Raw genomic sequence first — 16,058 nt, forward strand, 5'->3', positions numbered from 1 at the left:
TGCAATAGTTTTTTGAAAAAAGGTGAAAAGAATGGCCAATATTCGGGAAATTGCCAAAGAAGCAGGGGTTTCGGTGGCAACGGTGTCAAGGGTGTTAAACGGCTATCCTTACGTGCGGGAAGAGAAAAGAAATGCGGTATGGGAAGCTGTCGAAAAGTTAAATTATACAAAAAATATCAATGCGGTCCATTTAGCGAAAGGGAAAACATCGATTGTCGGGGTCATGCTTCCTTATGTGAATCACCCGTATTTCGGAGCCATATTGGAAGGAATATCAAAAGAGGCGCTGCGCCACCGGTACCACCTTTTGCTGTTTCAAACGAATTACGATGTGGAAAAAGAGCTGGAAGCGCTGGAAATGATGCGAATGAAACAAGTCGATGGGCTTATTATTTGTTCACATGTGTCGGGCTGGAACGTAATCGAGGCGTACAAGGAAGATGGGCCGATCGTATTATGTGAAGATGTTGGAGATAAAGATTTTTCATCTGTTTATATTGACCATTATGATGCGTTTGCTAAGGCGTTGCGCTATTTAATTCAGAAAGGGCATCGGCACATCGGCTATTGCATCGGAAGAACGACAGGGACAAACAGCAAAGCGAGGGAAATGGCCTATTACGACACGCTGCGGCAAATTGGTGTCGAGCCGCGAAAAGAGTGGATTTTTGATCATTGTTTATACATGGAAGATGGGAAACGAGTCGTTCATGAGTGGATGTCATTGCCGGAAAAGCCGAGCGCGCTGCTTGTATCGAGCGATCAAGTGGCGGCAGGCATCGTATTGTGGGGGAAAAAAGAAGGAGTGAACATCCCTAATGACCTTGCGATTGTCAGTTTTGATAATCATCCGATTTCGGAACCGCTGCAAATTACGACGATGGAACTGCCGCTTGCGCTGATGGGAACGAAAGCGTTTCGCCTTATTTATCATTATATCGAAACAGGGAATATCGCAAGAAAAACGGAAAAGTTGCCGGTTCGTTTTATTGAACGCTCATCGGTATAGCCCGTTTCTATGTGTGGCGTTTCATCATGTACCGGTTTACCGGGCGCCCAATTCCGCCATATTGAACATCGAGGCTGACTTCTCCACGCTTTTCTAAGTATTCTAAATAGCGGCGGGCTGTTACTCGCGCGATGCCGACCCCTTCGGCGACTTCTTCGGCGGAAACTGGTTCCGTTTGTTTGCGGAGATAACGAACGACTTTTTGCAATGTGACTTCGTTCAAGCCTTTTGGCAGTTCGCTGCGCGGCGCAAGCGGTTGGGGTTCCGCCGTTTGCAGAAGAACGTCTAACTCTTTTTGCGTTAATGTTTCTTTTTCGTTCAGCGTTTGGCGGAATGAATGATAATTTTCCAACGCTTGTTTGAGGCGTTCAAATTTAAACGGTTTCATAATATAATCAAAAGCGCCGTTTTGCAATACACGGCGTACAGTATCGATGTCGCTTGCTGCCGTGATGGCGATAATATCGACTTCATACCCTTTCGCGCGAATTTCTTTTAATGTTTCCAAGCCGTCCTGCTGTGGCATATAAATATCGATAATCGCTAAATCGGGATGAAGTTCGCGGATCAGTTGTATTCCTTCGATCCCGTTTCCGGCAACGCCGATTACTGTAAATCCTTCTACTTGTTCGATGAACTGGCGGTTCACTTCCTGTACCATCGGATCGTCTTCAATGAGCAGCACTCGGTACATTTTCCCAACCCCTTACATCTCAAAAGTGATCGTAAATATCGTTCCTTTCCCTTTTTCTGATTTCACATCCATATGCCCTTTTCCTTTTTCCACAATATGCTTGACTAAGTACAAACCGATGCCTCGCCCATTTTTGCCTTTGGTCGAGAACCCTTCCTCGAAAATATGGCCGAGGTGCTCTGGATCAATGCCTTGGCCGTTGTCTTCCACTGAGAGAGAACAAATTTCTTCATTTTGCTCAATGCTAACATATATTTCTTTTTCCCGATCCGTAATGCCTTGAAACGAATCAAACGCGTTTTCGATCAAGTTGCCAAGAATAACGACAAAATCGTGATGATCCAACAGAGACGGAAAAGCATGAAGACGGCTATGGCGGTCGATGGTGACGCGGATGCCCAATTCTTTGCCGCGGCGGACTTTGCTTAAGAGCAAGCCGGAAATGCTTTCGTCTTTAATATGTTTGCTTAAAAACTGTGTCAGTTCTTCTTGTTCTTCTGTCACTTGAAAGACGTATTCGAGCGCTTTTTCTTGATGTCCTAATTGTATCAATCCGGCGATCGTATGCAACTTGTTCATATATTCGTGATTTTGCACACGCAAAGCGCTGACGAACGCTTTCACTCCTGTCAGCTCTTCGGCGAGTTTTTTCACCTCAGTACGGTCTTGGAAAATTGCGATTGCCCCAACTGTTTTGCCATTGACTTTAATCGGAATGCGGTTGCTCCAAATCGTTAAATTTCCGATTTGCAGTTCTTTGTTATAAATAGGCTGGTTAATTTGCAAAATTTCCGGCAAGCGCGTGTCGGGAATCACCGAGCGAATCGGCTTGCCGATCACATCTCCGCTGACACCGAGCATCTGTTTTGCCCGGTCGTTAAAAATCGTGATGTTTTCATTGCTGTCGATCGCGATAACGCCTTCGTGCATCGCGTTGAAGGCTTCGGTCCGTTCGACAAGCAGTTTAGCGATTTCGTGCGGTTCAAGATGAAACATTTGTTGCTTAATATGGGAAGCGAGCAGCCAAGCCCCGATCCCACCAATTAAAAGAGAAAGGCTTGTTGCAATGAAAATCTCTTCTTTTAAAGCATAAATCACTTCCAAAAACGTTGGCAATCGATATGCCGCAATGACAACGCCGATTTGTTGATGATCTTTATTCATAATCGGCACGAATGCACGAATGACAGTGCCAATTTCGCCGCGTGCTTTCGATGTATAAGTATGCTCCGCAAACGCAGGACCTTCATCGGTACTGCGGGAAACGCGCCCGATCATGGATGGAACGGGATGGGAAAGGCGGACTCTATTCATATCAAGAACAACAATGTAGTTGGCGTTATGAATAACGCGGACACGTTCCACAATGTTGTTAATGGAAGACCGTTCTTTTTTGGTTCCGACAATATGGGATTTGATTTCGGGAAGCTCGGATACCGTCCGTGCTGTCAGCAGTGCCCGTTGTTGCAATTCTTTCTCTTTTGTATGAAAAAAGTTGCCGATGACAAACAATCCGCTTAGCAATAAGGAAAAGCTAACAATAAAAAAAATTAAGATCGTGATTTTCCAGCGGATGGATAGCCGATACATCACATCAATACCCCGTCTTAAGAAAATATCGTTTGTTTATAATTTTAGCATTTCTTAATAATATGATAAAATTGGATTAAAAAACTTAGCAATAAACGGTGTGGAATATGAAAAAGCAATGGGTGGCGCTGTTTCTCGTTTTACTCGTCGGTTTAGGAAGCGTGGCGCTGCTGCTAAAGCAGCACTTTTGGAATGGAAATATAGTGTATGATGATGAGCAGCGAGGATTAAAAAAGCAAATTGTGATTTATTTTAGCCATGTAGTCGCGGAAAATACGCCAAAAGGATTGGCCGCGCAAAAGTTCGCAGAGCTTGTGGAGAAAAAAACGAATGGCCGTGTAAAAGTCGAAGTGTTTCCGAACGGTTCTTTATATTCTGATGGCGAGGAAATAGATGCATTGCTGCGCGGAGACGTGCAGATGATTGCGCCAGCGTTTTCGAATGTGACAGAATTAATTCCCGAATGGCAAGTATTAGATTTGCCGTTTTTATTTCAAGACTATCGCGATGTGGAGCGGACGTTTACGGGAGATGTTGGGAAGCAGCTTTTAGAGATGTTAGATGAAAAAGGAATTAAAGGATTGGCATTATGGAGCAACGGCTTCAAACAGATGATGAGCACGACCCGTCCGCTCGTTCATGTTGATGATTTCCGCGGATTGCGCTTTCGCATCATGCCAAGCGAAGTGATCGCAAGTCAATTTCGTTTGCTGGGGGGCGATCCGGTTGTTGTCTCGTTTGCTCATGTTTACCGTTCTTTAGAAAAGCATGAATTTGACGGTCAGGAAAATACGATTTCCAACATTTATTCGAAAGGTTTTTACAAATTTCAGCCGTATATAACGATAAGCAATCATGGGTATCTTGGATATGCCGTGATGATGAACAAATCATTTTGGGAAAGTCTGCCGAAAGATATTCAGCAAAAAATTACGGAGGCGATGCAGGAAACGACAGTATGGAATTTGCAGCAATCGAAAAAGCAAAATGAAGAAGAGCTAAAAAAAATAGAGCAAAACAAACATATCCGTATCCATAGGCTGTCGGAGGAAGAAAAAAAGCGGTGGGAAGAGCGGTTGTCCCCTTTGTATGACCAATTTACAAAAGAGTTTGGCGATAAGCTGCTTCGCGAAATAAAATACAATAAATAAACGGCCGTTTAACTAGGGCCGTTTTTTATTTTGGAGACCAAAAAGAACAAAAAGACCATTATTAACATAATATTTTTATTTTCTGAACATTACGTTAACATGAAAATAGCTGATGTGAAAGCGTTATCAAGACAACGAAAGGAGAGGGAGAAATGCGGGGGAAATTAAAAAATTTAACCGTTCAAGTGATTATTGGAATTATTTTAGGGATTATTGTTGGATTTTTATTTCCTGAATTTGGTGCAAAATTAAAAGTGCTCGCGGACGCATTTATTAAGTTAATCAAAATGGTGATTGCGCCGATCATTTTCTTCACGGTTGTGATTGGAATCGGCAACATGGGGGATTTGAAAAAGGTCGGCCGCATCGGCGGAAAAGCGCTTATTTATTTTGAAATTGTAACAACATTTGCCTTGGCGATCGGGATTATTGTCGTTAATCTCATCAAACCAGGGGCAGGGTTTAATACAGATGCGGTAAAAGGAGGCGATGTGTCGCAATATACGAAACAAGCAGAAGAAGTGAATCATGGGGTCATTGAGTTTTTGCTTAGCATTATTCCAGATAACGTCATTGGAGCATTTGCTAAAGGGGAATTGTTGCCGATTTTATTCTTTGCGATTTTGTTCGGCCTCTCGACAGCGGCATTGGGGGAAAAAGCGAAACCGGTTGTTGCGCTATTTGAACGTTTAGCGGACATCTTCTTCGGCGTCGTCAATATGGTGATGAAAGTATCGCCGATTGCGGCGTTTGGCGCGATGGCGTACACGATTGGCACGTTTGGAGTCGGTTCGTTAGTGTCACTTGGAAAGCTAATGGGTTCTGTATATATTACAATGGCGCTGTTTATCTTTGTCGTCCTTGGATTCATCGCGAAGTTTTACGGGTTCAATATTTTCAAATTTATCGCTTATATTAAAGAAGAAATTTTGCTTGTGCTTGGCACATCTTCTTCGGAGTCAGCGCTTCCAAAGCTGATGGAGCGCCTTGAAAAATACGGATGTTCGAAGTCAGTTGTCGGGCTTGTGGTGCCGACAGGATATTCCTTTAACCTTGATGGAACGTCCATTTATCTTTCGATGGCGGCGGTTTTTATTGCACAGGCTTACGGCATTGACTTGACGATTTGGCAAGAACTTACGTTGCTTGGGATTTTAATGTTAACATCCAAAGGGGCAGCTGGCGTGACAGGTTCTGGGTTTATTACGCTCGCCGCAACGTTGGCGGTGTTCCCGATGATTCCGGTGGAAGGAATCGCATTGTTGCTTGGCGTTGACCGCTTTATGTCGGAAGCGCGCGCCATTACGAACTTAATCGGCAATGCAGTCGCAACTGTTGTTGTTTCCAAAATGGAAAACGAATTTCATCCTTCTGCGGAACAAAATGAGGATAGAACGAATATTGCTGTTGCAAAATGAGTCTTTAGTTTTTCTGCCATGCGAAAGGCGGCAAGCAAGTCCTTGCCGCCTGCGGCAGAAAATTTTCGTTTTTAGTTGACATAAACGAAATGGTTTTATATAATAAATCTCGAATTCAAGATTTATGAATTAAGTGTTTTTGCCAAGGGAAATGAATGAAATGCGAAAAAACGGATAAATTACGATTGGAAAGTTCCAGCAAGTTTGAAGCATTCAGTCATTTGCCGAAAAAACCCGCATAAAGGAGAGATGGACGATGGCGAACGTAAAATTAGCAATTATTTATTACAGCTCAACAGGCACGAACTATCAATTGGCAAAATGGGCAGAAGAAGCGGCGAAAGAAGCAGGCGCAGAAGTAAAAGTAGTAAAAGTTCCTGAACTTGCGCCAAAAGAAGCGATTGAATCCAATCCGGCGTGGAAAGCGCACGCAGAAGCGACAAAAGATGTTCCAACAGCTACATTGGCAGATTTGGAGTGGGCGGATGCCATCATTTTCAGTGTGCCGACCCGCTTTGGTAATGTTCCTTCCCAATTAAAACAATTTTTAGATACGACCGGCGGATTATGGGCGCAAGGAAAGCTTGCCAACAAAGTGGTCAGCGCGATGGCATCGGCAGGAAACGCGCATGGCGGCCAAGAACAAACCATTTTGCAGCTATATACAACCATGTACCATTGGGGTGCGATTGTCGTAGCGCCTGGATATACGGATCCATCCATTTTTGCTGCGGGTGGAAACCCGTATGGAACGACCGTGACTGTCGATCAAAACGGAAAAATGGTGGAAGATGTAGAAGCAGCTGTGAAACATCAAGCGCGCCGCACTATCCAAGTTGCTCAATGGGTTAAAAATGGAATGCAGCGATAAAGATGAGGTTCATCCTCGTCTTTTTTTATGCATATATTTTGCTTTTTTTCCCGTACGCCAAGATAATAAAATTAAGTAAATTTTTGATTTCTGAAAGGGAGAGAAAAAATATGAAACATCTGCAAGACTGTGTCACACTACATAACGGGGTGCAAATGCCGTGGCTTGGACTCGGAGTGTATAAGGTGAAAGATGGAGAAGAAGTCATTAATGCGGTGCGCACTGCGCTGGAAATCGGCTATCGCCATATCGACACAGCCGCATATTACCAAAATGAAGAAGGAGTCGGAAAAGCGGTCCGCGAATCAGGGATTCCGCGCGAAGAAATATTTATCACGACAAAAGTGTGGAACTCTGACCAAGGATATGAAACAACATTGAAAGCGTTTGAAACAAGCTTAAAAAAGTTAGGCCTTGATTATGTGGATTTATATTTAGTGCACTGGCCCGTTAAAGGAAAATATAAAGAAACGTATAAGGCGCTAGAAAAATTGTATAAAGATGGACGGGTGCGGGCGATTGGCGTCAGCAATTTCCATATCCACCATTTAGAAGATTTAATGGCTGACTGCGAGATTAAGCCGATGGTCAATCAAGTGGAATACCATCCTCGTTTGACACAAAAAGAGCTTCATGCGTTTTGCAAGCGGCACGGCATTCAGCTTGAAGCATGGTCGCCATTAATGAGAGGGGAAGTTTTGCAGGAAGCGGCGCTTGTTGAAATTGGGAAAAAATACGGAAAAACCCCAGCGCAAGTCATCCTTCGTTGGGATTTGCAAAACGAAGTGGTGACGATTCCAAAGTCGGTAACGCCGCAGCGCATTAAAGAAAACGCAGATATTTTCGATTTTGAGCTGACGGCGGAGGAAATGGCAGCAATCGATGCGCTTAATTTGAACAAACGGATCGGGCCGGATCCGGACAATTTCGATTTTTAACGGTGCGGCAAATAAAAACCGGGCGTTTTGTGGAGGAAAATCCTATTTTTGCAAAGCGGGATTTTGCATATATATTCAATTTTTCCTTGTCAACCATTAATAAATGTATTATTTGACGTATGAATGATCGCTAAAGTACAATAAATATTAGTATACACATTTGATGTGACAGTGGATAACGGAGGGTGCTGTAATGCTGCTATTCCATCCGATGGATTTTGTCATTCTCATCGCCTTTGGCATTTCGCTATGGGCGCAATGGAAAGTCTCAAGCAACTTTAATGCTTGGTCGCAAGTTCCAGCTTCTTCCGGTTTGTCAGGAGCGGAAGTTGCACGCATGATTTTGGACCGCAACGGCCTTTATGACGTACCGGTCGAAGTAATTCCGGGAAGGCTGACGGACCATTATGATCCGATTTCGCGTGTCGTCCGCTTGTCGGAACCAGTGTATTATGGCCGTTCAATTGCTTCTATATCGGTTGCTGCGCACGAAGTCGGGCATGCGGTGCAGCACCAGCAATCATACGGCGCGCTTGTACTCCGCCATCGCATGTTTCCAATCGTGAACTTCACATCGGGAGTGGCGCCGTTTTTATTGCTAGTCGGATTTTTGCTTCATCAACTTTCGCTGATTGGCTTAGGGATTATTTTCTTTTCCTTTGCCGTTGCTTTTCAACTCATTACGTTGCCGGTGGAGTTTAACGCAAGCTCGCGGGCGAAAAAGTTTATGTTGGCGGAAGGGCTGATTTACCCGGATGAAAAGCGCGGCGTCAACAAAGTATTAGGAGCGGCCGCATTGACGTATGTGGCAGCAACGCTCATTTCGGTGTTAGAATTGTTAAAATACGTGTTGATTTTTACGCAAAGCAATAATGATGAATAAGCATAGAAACCTGTCTGTAGGAGGTGTGATCCGGGCGCATGATTCGCGCCCGGAAACCAATTGGACATAGTCAATTTATTGATAGTGGCTTTGCTTATCGCATGTACCGCTTTTTTTGTAGCTTCGGAATTTGCGATTGTCAAAGTTCGCAGCTCGCGCATTGACCAATTAGTTAACGAAGGAAACAAACGGGCGATTGCTGCCAAAAAGGTGATTTCTAACCTTGACGGCTATTTATCGGCGAACCAGTTAGGCATTACGATGACATCACTAGGGCTTGGTTGGCTCGGTGAACCGACGGTGGAAAGGATACTAATGCCGCTTTTTGAGCGCATCCATTTGTCGGAATCGCTGTCGCACGTTTTATCCTTCGTTATTGCCTTTTCGACGATTACCTTTCTTCATGTCGTTGTCGGCGAGCTGGCTCCTAAAACGTTTGCCATTCATAAAGCAGAAGCGATCACGCTGTTTACCGCACAACCGCTTATTTTATTTTATAAGACGATGTATCCGTTTATTTGGACGCTCAACAACTCAGCGCGCCTTGTCACCAAAATGTTTGGGCTGCAGCCGGCGGCAGAACATGAAATTGCCCATTCCGAAGAAGAGCTACGCCTCATTTTATCAGAAAGCTATAAAAGCGGAGAGATTAACCAATCAGAGTATCGGTATGTGAACAATATTTTCCGTTTTGACGATCGGGTTGCAAAAGAAATTATGGTGCCGCGCAAAGAAATTGTGGCGCTTGATATCAATCGAAGCGTGAAAGAGAATTTGGAAATTATTAAAGAGGAAAAATACACGCGTTATCCGGTGATTGACGGCGATAAAGACCATGTTCTCGGACTCATCAACGTGAAAGAAGTATTTACTGATCTTGTGACAAACCCATCCGCAGAAAAACAAATGAAAGATTATATCCGTCCCATCATTCAAGTGATTGAGTCGATCGCGATCCATGATTTGCTTGTTAAAATGCAGAAAGAGCGCATTCACATGGCGATTTTGGTCGATGAGTATGGCGGAACATCGGGGCTTGTCACTGTCGAAGATATTTTAGAAGAAATCGTTGGCGAAATTCAAGACGAATTTGATGTTGATGAAATGCCGTTAATCCAAAAAGTGGATGAAACGCGGACGATTGTCGACGGGAAAGTGCTGATAAGCGAAGTGAACGATTTGTTCGGCCTTTCCATCGATGATGATGATGTCGATACGATCGGGGGCTGGATTTTGACGAAACACTATGATATTAAAGTAGGCGACAGCGTCGAAATAGACAATTACTTGTTTACGGTGAAGGAGATGGACGGCCACCATGTGAAGACGGTGGAAATCTTAAAGCAGGAGAAGGAAGAGGAAACACAAGATGACGCGTTCGGCGAAAAGGAAGAACTTCGTTTATAGGAGGATGTCCCAAAAGTGTTCGCATAGCGTTCGCTTTTGGGGCACTTTTTTGGGCAAAAAAAGAAGAAAACCGTTCCTTTTTTGGTATAATAGAGTCACCACAACCCTACCAAGAAAGGACGGTTTTCTTATGTACATTTATTATAACCGAGATCAACTCATTTTGCCAATGGATCTTGAAATTCTCATTCCCAAACATCATCTTTGCCGGATCGTGGATCTAGCCGTGGAAAAAATGGATCCAGCTCTGCTCGTTTCCCTCTATCCCGGCGGAGGCCGCCCAGCCTATCATCCGAAAATGATGTTGAAAGTCATCCTGTATGCCTACGCCAATCGGATCTATTCCTCTCGCCAAATCGCCAAGCAATTGAAAGAAAACATTTATTTTATGTGGCTATCCGGCCATCAAACACCGGATTTCCGCACCATCAACCGATTTCGGTCGGAACGGATGAAGGACATCATTTACGAAACGTTTTTCTCCATTGTCGATCTTCTGCGTCAAGAAGGGTTGGTCAAACTAGAGGATTACTTTCTGGATGGAACGAAAATCGAGGCCAGCGCCAACAAGTACACGTTCGTTTGGCGCAAATCAACGGAAAAGTACGATCAGAAGTTGGAGGAGAAATTCCGGAAAATCGTAGCCTCGATCGAACAGGTGGTAAAAGAGGATGAAGAGTCGGAACAAGAAGGAGATTTTCAAGAAAAGCTGGAAGCTTCACCGATCACGTCTGAAAAGATCGAAGCCGTGATCGAACAAGTGGAAGAACATCTAAAGAAAGAGCCGAAGAATCGCACGTTAAAGAAAGCAAAACAGCAATTGGAACAAGACATTCTCCCCCGTAAGAAAAAATATGAAGAATACAAAAAAGTGTTAGGCGAACGAAACAGTTTTTCGAAAACGGACCCCGATGCGACGTTTATGCGGATGAAAGACGACCATATGAAAAACGGCCAGCTCAAACCGGGATATAATGTGCAGATAGGGACAGAGAACCAATTCATCACTGGATTTAGCGTGCATCAACGGGCGGGGGATGCCGGATGCTTCATTCCACATTTGGAGCAATTGGCCGCCTATGGGCGTCCCATGCCTAAACGAGCGATTGCGGATTCCGCCTATGGGAGTGAGGAGAACTACACGTACTGCGAGAAAAAGCAGATCGTCGCGCTGATCAAGTACAACACATTGGACCGGGAACAAACGAAAGCGTGGGCGAAAGAGATCGGCCGAATCGAGAACATGACGTACGATGAGGAATTGGATGAGTGGATTTGCGCGAAAGGGGAACGGCTGGTGTTTGTGTATAAACGGAAGGAAACGACCGACAACGGGTACGTCATCGTCAAACGGACGTATCGTTGTACAGCATGTGCCGGATGCCCGTTTCAAGCAGCATGTGCCAAAGGCAAAGACACGAAAACCATCCGCGTTTCCTTGAAAAATCAACAACAACGGCAAGAAATCCGGAAACGGCTGTCCACGGAAGAAGGGGCGACGACATATCGAAGACGGCAAATCGAAAACGAGCCGGTGTTTGGGCAAATCAAGCATAATCAGCAATTTCATCGGTTTTCATTGAGAGGCCTCCCAAAAATTACCTTGGAGTGGGGTCTAGTTTGTGCTGCCCACAATTTGAGAAAGTGGGCCACAACGACCGACCCAACAAGGAAAAAATAGGATAAAATTCGGAAATAAGGAGAAATTCCTGCCTCAAAAAAGGAATAAATAACCAAATGGTAAGAAAAAGAAACAGAGGCTACTCTCAAAAGGTCGTCTAAACCGACCTTTTGAGACAGCCTCTTTTTCTTGTGCATCGGTGTAAAACCGCGCAATATCGACGGGAAAATCGCCAGCAGGAGCGACACACGAAACCGTTTCTTTCGTAAAAGGATGCAAAAACGACAGCTTGACGGCATGCAGCGCTTGGCGATGAAACGTATTTTCCCCCCCATAAAGAACATCGCCGACTAACGGATGACCGATGTAGCTCATATGAACGCGGATTTGGTGCGTGCGCCCGGTGTCAAGAGAAAGCTCGACAAGCGATGCCTGATCGTTCAAAAATGTATGTAAAACGCGATAGTGCGTCACTGCTTTTGCGCCTGTTTTCGAAACTCTTCGCCTTGTTGGATGGTGGCGGTCGCGCCCAATCGGGGCAGAAATCGTTCCGGATTTATGTTTGACGATGCCATGGACGAGCGCTACGTATGTCCGTTTGATTTGCCGTTTTTCCAGCATCCGATCGAGTGTCGCGCCGGCAAGCGGATGTTTGGCAAACAAAATCGTTCCCGATGTATCGCGATCAAGCCGGTGAATATGGCGCACTTTCGTCAAAATGCCTTGCGCTTGCAAATAAAAAGCGACCGCGTTCGCTAACGTTCCCGTTTGAGAAGGCTCGGAAGGATGGATATCGATGCCGGCCTCTTTGTTAATAATGAGCAGATGCTCATCTTCCCATAAAACGGAAATCTCCCGATATTCGGGAAGAATGGCAGAAGGCTCAGGATGATAAAGGCGCAGCTGCAAACGGTCATTTTCTCGCAATGTAGTTTGCCACGATACTTCTTTTCCGTTTAATTTGATTCCTTTTTCCATGCGCAGCTGATGAGCGAATTTTTTTGAGGTGCACCATACTTCTTTCAGCAGCGACTCAATCGTTTGTCCCTGCCAGAATGAAGGAATGGTGCATTCAAGCCAGTCACCTTTTTTAACCCACATCGTTCATTTCACTCCGGATTTTTCGCGGTGGAAACACTTTCTACCTCTATGTGCACATAATGCATGATACACTTATAGTATCGTTTTGTTAATGATTGCGCAAGCGTGATCACAAAAAAGGCGGCGAGGGCGATGAAGACGGTTTATGCGGCAACGAAAGCGCAGGAGGAATATATTCATTATTTAATAAATTATTTTTACATGAACATTTTTCCGTATTATTTCGCAGATGAACAAATTCATGAATTTGAAAATTTACAAATTCTTTCGTTACAAGAAAAACATATGAAATATAGCAGAACTATGAAAGAAGCGTTTCAAATAATTGCATCACTGCAATCATTAATTACTGTCATCGAATATGTTGGGAAAAGCGGGGATTGCGGACGATACCGTAATGTATTTCAGCGGAACGTCGAATTGCTTCGGCGGCACGGCATTGTCTTTCCGTTTGCGATAGAGCAGTTTGCCGCCAAACATCATTACCCATGCAGCATGTATTTGCCTTCACGAAGCGAATGGTTAATATGAGGCGGAGCTTGCCTGTTGCGGGCAAGCCCCTTATGAATTGCGCTGCTGGATGGAGGAAAACCAGTTACGGAACACCGCCTCTTCACGATAACCACTAATTCGTTTAACTTCCTTCCCATTTTCATAATGAACAAGCGTTGGCGTTCCTTCAATATGATATTTGTCCCATCCATCTTTAAATTCCAGCAAATTAAACAATTTTAAATCAATCCCCATTTTCTTGGCCAAAGGAACAACGATCGGAGTTGTTTTTTGGCAGTGAGGACAAATCGGGCTGTAAAAATAGACGGTGACCGTTTCTTTATTTTTTAGCTTCTTTTCTAATTCGTCCGGCAAGATAAGGTTTTGATAATTTGGATCGTCAAGCTGCTCAATAGTTGCGGGATCAAGTTCTTTTTTATGGTACGGATTATTTTTGACCGCTTCTTTTTGCTGGTATGACGTGACAAAGGCGAGCGCTGCAAACAGTGCCACAATAATCGAGCCGAAAATAAGGAGCTTTTTCAAATTTGTTTCCCTTCTTTCTCTTTGCGAATAATGAAGATGCTTAATACGCTTATGAGAAAAAACGCCACTAGCGCCAAAAACGGAATCGTTATAAAGCCAAGCCAGTTAATGTACTGTCCCGTACAAGGAATGCGGCCGCAGAACATAGCGTGGCTTTGGAAAAAAGGAACTTTTTGCAAAAGATAATGGTAAAGGGAAATGGAACCGCCAATGACCGACAACGCCAGGCTATAGCGGGCGATGCCGTATTCTTTGCGAATCACAGCGAGCCCTAATAAAATCACTTGCGGATACATAAAAATCCGCTGGAACCAGCAAAGATCGCAAGGGATAAATTTTAAAATTTCGGAAAAGTAAAGGCTGCCAAGCGTCGCGATCAAGGAAATCCCCCAAGCGCCAATAAGCGCGTTTTCCGTTGTTTTTGCCTTATTGTTGTCCATAGCTAAAATCCCCTCATTATTGATATACATGCCATTTTCATTATATTGGACGAAAAGGAGAATGTAAAATGAATAACCGTTATCTTTTGATTTATAGTACAATAATTATGTGCAATCGTTTTCATCAACGTACATAGAGGTGAGAAACTTGGAAAGAGTATGGTGGAAAGAAGCGGTGGTATACCAAATTTATCCGCGCAGTTTTTACGATTCCAATGGAGACGGCATTGGCGATATCCGCGGCATTATCGCTAAATTGGACTATTTAAAAGAACTTGGCGTCGATGTTGTTTGGCTGTCGCCGGTATATAAGTCGCCAAATGACGATAACGGATATGATATAAGCGATTATCGCGATATTATGGATGAGTTTGGCACGATGGCAGATTGGAAAACAATGCTTGAAGAAATGCACAAGCGGGGAATAAAACTAGTGATGGATTTAGTCGTCAACCATACATCGGATGAACATCCGTGGTTTATCGAATCGAGAAAATCAAAAGACAACCCATATCGTGATTATTATATTTGGCGGCCTGGGAAAAATGGAAAAGAACCGAATAACTGGGAGTCTGTTTTTAGCGGTTCTGCATGGGAATACGATGAAATGACAGGAGAATATTATTTGCATCTTTTTTCAAAAAAGCAACCTGATTTAAACTGGGAAAATCCGAAAGTGCGCCGCGAAGTGTATGAGATGATGAAGTTTTGGCTCGACAAAGGCGTCGATGGTTTCCGCATGGATGTCATTAATATGATTTCCAAAGTGCCGGAATTGCCGGATGGTGAGCCGCAAAGCGGGAAAAAATACGCGTCGGGAAGCCGGTATTATATGAACGGCCCGCGTGTCCATGAATTTTTGCAAGAGATGAACCGGGAAGTGTTGTCGAAATATGACATTATGACGGTTGGAGAAACGCCGGGTGTCACACCAAAAGAGGGAATTTTATATACTGATCCGTCGCGCCGTGAGTTAAACATGGTGTTTCAATTCGAACATATGGATTTGGATTCAGGGCCTGGCGGAAAATGGGATATTCGTCCATGGTCGTTGGCAGATTTGAAAAAAACGATGACAAAATGGCAAAAAGAACTGGAAGGAAAGGGCTGGAACAGTCTTTACTTAAATAACCATGACCAGCCGCGCGCTGTTTCTCGTTTTGGCGATGACGGCAAATATCGGGTCGAATCGGCGAAAATGCTGGCAACATTTCTCCATATGATGCAAGGAACACCGTATATTTACCAAGGGGAAGAGATCGGAATGACCAATGTGCGCTTCCCGTCGATTGAAGATTACCGCGATATTGAAACGTTAAACATGTATAAAGAACGTGTCGAAGAATATGGAGAAGATCCGCAAGAAGTGATGGAAAAAATTTATTATAAAGGACGCGACAACGCGCGCACGCCGATGCAGTGGGATGACAGCGAAAACGCAGGATTTACCGCAGGGACGCCGTGGATTCCAGTCAATCCAAATTATAAAGAAATCAATGTGAAAGCGGCGTTAGAGGATCCAAATTCGGTGTTTCATTATTATAAAAAATTAATTCAACTCCGCAAGCAGCATGACATTATCGTTTATGGAACATATGACTTAATTTTGGAAGACGACCCGTATATTTACGCATATACACGCACGCTGGGAAATGAACAACTGATCGTTATTACCAATTTTTCAGAAAAAACTCCTGTTTTCCGGCTTCCGGACCATATCATTTATAAAACAAAAGAACTGCTTATTAGCAATTACGATGTGGATGAAGCGGAGGAATTGAAAGAAATTCGCTTGCGTCCATGGGAAGCGCGCGTATATAAAATCCGTTTGCCATAAAAAATTTCTTTTCCGTGCCAATACCAAACGGTGCAAACATTATTTTCTACCTATATCCTC

Annotated in this window: 15 protein-coding genes; 10 read left to right on the top strand and 5 right to left on the bottom strand. The window is 43.9% G+C overall.

The features are described 5' to 3' along the window. The first annotated feature begins 31 nt into the window (after positions 1 to 31). The gene (locus AOT13_RS06290; RefSeq protein ID WP_013877431.1) at positions 32 to 1,009 is read left to right on the top strand and encodes a LacI family DNA-binding transcriptional regulator; all 978 of its coding nucleotides are present in this window, start codon (positions 32 to 34) and stop codon (positions 1,007 to 1,009) included. 7 nt (positions 1,010 to 1,016) lie between these two features. On the opposite strand, the gene AOT13_RS06295 is transcribed toward AOT13_RS06290, so the two are convergent. After that, a complete protein-coding gene (locus AOT13_RS06295; protein WP_003252727.1) occupies positions 1,017 to 1,703 on the bottom strand; it encodes a response regulator in 687 nt (228 codons plus the stop codon). Positions 1,704 to 1,715: 12 nt separating this feature from the next. Next, complete coding sequence (locus AOT13_RS06300) at positions 1,716 to 3,293, bottom strand: ATP-binding protein (protein WP_042386097.1); 1,578 nt, start codon at positions 3,291 to 3,293, stop codon at positions 1,716 to 1,718. 107 nt (positions 3,294 to 3,400) lie between these two features. Here AOT13_RS06300 and AOT13_RS06305 point away from each other — a divergent pair, with 107 nt between their 5' ends. The 7 genes from AOT13_RS06305 to AOT13_RS06335 all read left to right on the top strand — a co-directional run bounded on the left by AOT13_RS06305 (position 3,401) and on the right by AOT13_RS06335 (position 11,642). Beyond that, a complete protein-coding gene (locus tag AOT13_RS06305; protein ID WP_003252722.1) occupies positions 3,401 to 4,444 on the top strand; it encodes a DctP family TRAP transporter solute-binding subunit in 1,044 nt (347 codons plus the stop codon). Between the two features lie 152 nt (positions 4,445 to 4,596). Continuing rightward, positions 4,597 to 5,862 carry a dicarboxylate/amino acid:cation symporter gene (locus tag AOT13_RS06310; RefSeq protein WP_003252720.1) on the top strand — a complete coding sequence of 422 codons (1,266 nt, stop codon included), beginning with the start codon at positions 4,597 to 4,599 and terminating at the stop codon, positions 5,860 to 5,862. 256 nt (positions 5,863 to 6,118) lie between these two features. Further along, positions 6,119 to 6,733: an NAD(P)H:quinone oxidoreductase gene (gene wrbA / locus AOT13_RS06315; protein WP_003252718.1), complete on the top strand. Its 615-nt coding sequence runs from the start codon at positions 6,119 to 6,121 to the stop codon at positions 6,731 to 6,733. A gap of 110 nt (positions 6,734 to 6,843) precedes the next feature. Further along, complete coding sequence (locus AOT13_RS06320; RefSeq protein WP_003252716.1) at positions 6,844 to 7,671, top strand: aldo/keto reductase; 828 nt, start codon at positions 6,844 to 6,846, stop codon at positions 7,669 to 7,671. Between the two features lie 196 nt (positions 7,672 to 7,867). Further along, entirely contained in the window at positions 7,868 to 8,554 is a 687-nt protein-coding gene (locus AOT13_RS06325; RefSeq protein WP_035502805.1) for a zinc metallopeptidase, read from the top strand. A gap of 60 nt (positions 8,555 to 8,614) precedes the next feature. Beyond that, the gene (locus AOT13_RS06330; RefSeq protein WP_042386096.1) at positions 8,615 to 9,961 is read left to right on the top strand and encodes a hemolysin family protein; all 1,347 of its coding nucleotides are present in this window, start codon (positions 8,615 to 8,617) and stop codon (positions 9,959 to 9,961) included. Positions 9,962 to 10,091: 130 nt separating this feature from the next. Beyond that, entirely contained in the window at positions 10,092 to 11,642 is a 1,551-nt protein-coding gene (locus tag AOT13_RS06335; RefSeq protein ID WP_013399800.1) for an IS1182 family transposase, read from the top strand. A 33-nt stretch (positions 11,643 to 11,675) separates the two neighbouring features. On the opposite strand, the gene AOT13_RS06340 is transcribed toward AOT13_RS06335, so the two are convergent. After that, positions 11,676 to 12,683, bottom strand: a complete 1,008-nt coding sequence (locus AOT13_RS06340) for an RluA family pseudouridine synthase (protein ID WP_232511574.1) — start codon at positions 12,681 to 12,683, stop codon at positions 11,676 to 11,678. Between the two features lie 132 nt (positions 12,684 to 12,815). Between AOT13_RS06340 and AOT13_RS06345 the strand changes: the two genes are divergently transcribed. Next, positions 12,816 to 13,214: a YhcU family protein gene (locus tag AOT13_RS06345; protein ID WP_013401565.1), complete on the top strand. Its 399-nt coding sequence runs from the start codon at positions 12,816 to 12,818 to the stop codon at positions 13,212 to 13,214. Positions 13,215 to 13,244: 30 nt separating this feature from the next. On the opposite strand, the gene AOT13_RS06350 is transcribed toward AOT13_RS06345, so the two are convergent. Both AOT13_RS06350 and AOT13_RS06355 read right to left on the bottom strand, forming a co-directional pair. Further along, a complete protein-coding gene (locus AOT13_RS06350; protein WP_013401564.1) occupies positions 13,245 to 13,721 on the bottom strand; it encodes a thioredoxin family protein in 477 nt (158 codons plus the stop codon). Further along, positions 13,718 to 14,161: a disulfide formation protein C gene (locus tag AOT13_RS06355; RefSeq protein WP_003252705.1), complete on the bottom strand. Its 444-nt coding sequence runs from the start codon at positions 14,159 to 14,161 to the stop codon at positions 13,718 to 13,720. The genes AOT13_RS06350 and AOT13_RS06355 overlap by 4 nt, the downstream gene beginning before the upstream one ends. A 148-nt stretch (positions 14,162 to 14,309) precedes the next feature. On the opposite strand from AOT13_RS06355, the gene AOT13_RS06360 reads away from it, so the two are divergent. Continuing rightward, positions 14,310 to 15,998: a glycoside hydrolase family 13 protein gene (locus AOT13_RS06360; protein WP_042386239.1), complete on the top strand. Its 1,689-nt coding sequence runs from the start codon at positions 14,310 to 14,312 to the stop codon at positions 15,996 to 15,998. Positions 15,999 to 16,058: the final 60 nt, after the last annotated feature.

Source organism: Parageobacillus thermoglucosidasius (assembly GCF_001295365.1).
Classification (GTDB): Bacteria; Bacillota; Bacilli; order Bacillales; family Anoxybacillaceae; genus Parageobacillus; species Parageobacillus thermoglucosidasius.

Excerpts from the sequence above, each read along its gene's own strand:
- AOT13_RS06290 (WP_013877431.1), top strand. The coding sequence starts at position 32 with ATGGCCAATATTCGGGAAATTGCCAAAGAAGCAGGGGTTTCGGTGGCA.
- AOT13_RS06295 (WP_003252727.1), bottom strand. The coding sequence starts at position 1,703 with ATGTACCGAGTGCTGCTCATTGAAGACGATCCGATGGTACAGGAAGTG.
- AOT13_RS06300 (WP_042386097.1), bottom strand. The coding sequence starts at position 3,293 with ATGTATCGGCTATCCATCCGCTGGAAAATCACGATCTTAATTTTTTTT.
- AOT13_RS06305 (WP_003252722.1), top strand. The coding sequence starts at position 3,401 with ATGAAAAAGCAATGGGTGGCGCTGTTTCTCGTTTTACTCGTCGGTTTA.
- AOT13_RS06310 (WP_003252720.1), top strand. The coding sequence starts at position 4,597 with ATGCGGGGGAAATTAAAAAATTTAACCGTTCAAGTGATTATTGGAATT.
- wrbA (WP_003252718.1), top strand. The coding sequence starts at position 6,119 with ATGGCGAACGTAAAATTAGCAATTATTTATTACAGCTCAACAGGCACG.
- AOT13_RS06320 (WP_003252716.1), top strand. The coding sequence starts at position 6,844 with ATGAAACATCTGCAAGACTGTGTCACACTACATAACGGGGTGCAAATG.
- AOT13_RS06335 (WP_013399800.1), top strand. The coding sequence starts at position 10,092 with ATGTACATTTATTATAACCGAGATCAACTCATTTTGCCAATGGATCTT.
- AOT13_RS06340 (WP_232511574.1), bottom strand. The coding sequence starts at position 12,683 with ATGTGGGTTAAAAAAGGTGACTGGCTTGAATGCACCATTCCTTCATTC.
- AOT13_RS06345 (WP_013401565.1), top strand. The coding sequence starts at position 12,816 with ATGAAGACGGTTTATGCGGCAACGAAAGCGCAGGAGGAATATATTCAT.
- AOT13_RS06355 (WP_003252705.1), bottom strand. The coding sequence starts at position 14,161 with ATGGACAACAATAAGGCAAAAACAACGGAAAACGCGCTTATTGGCGCT.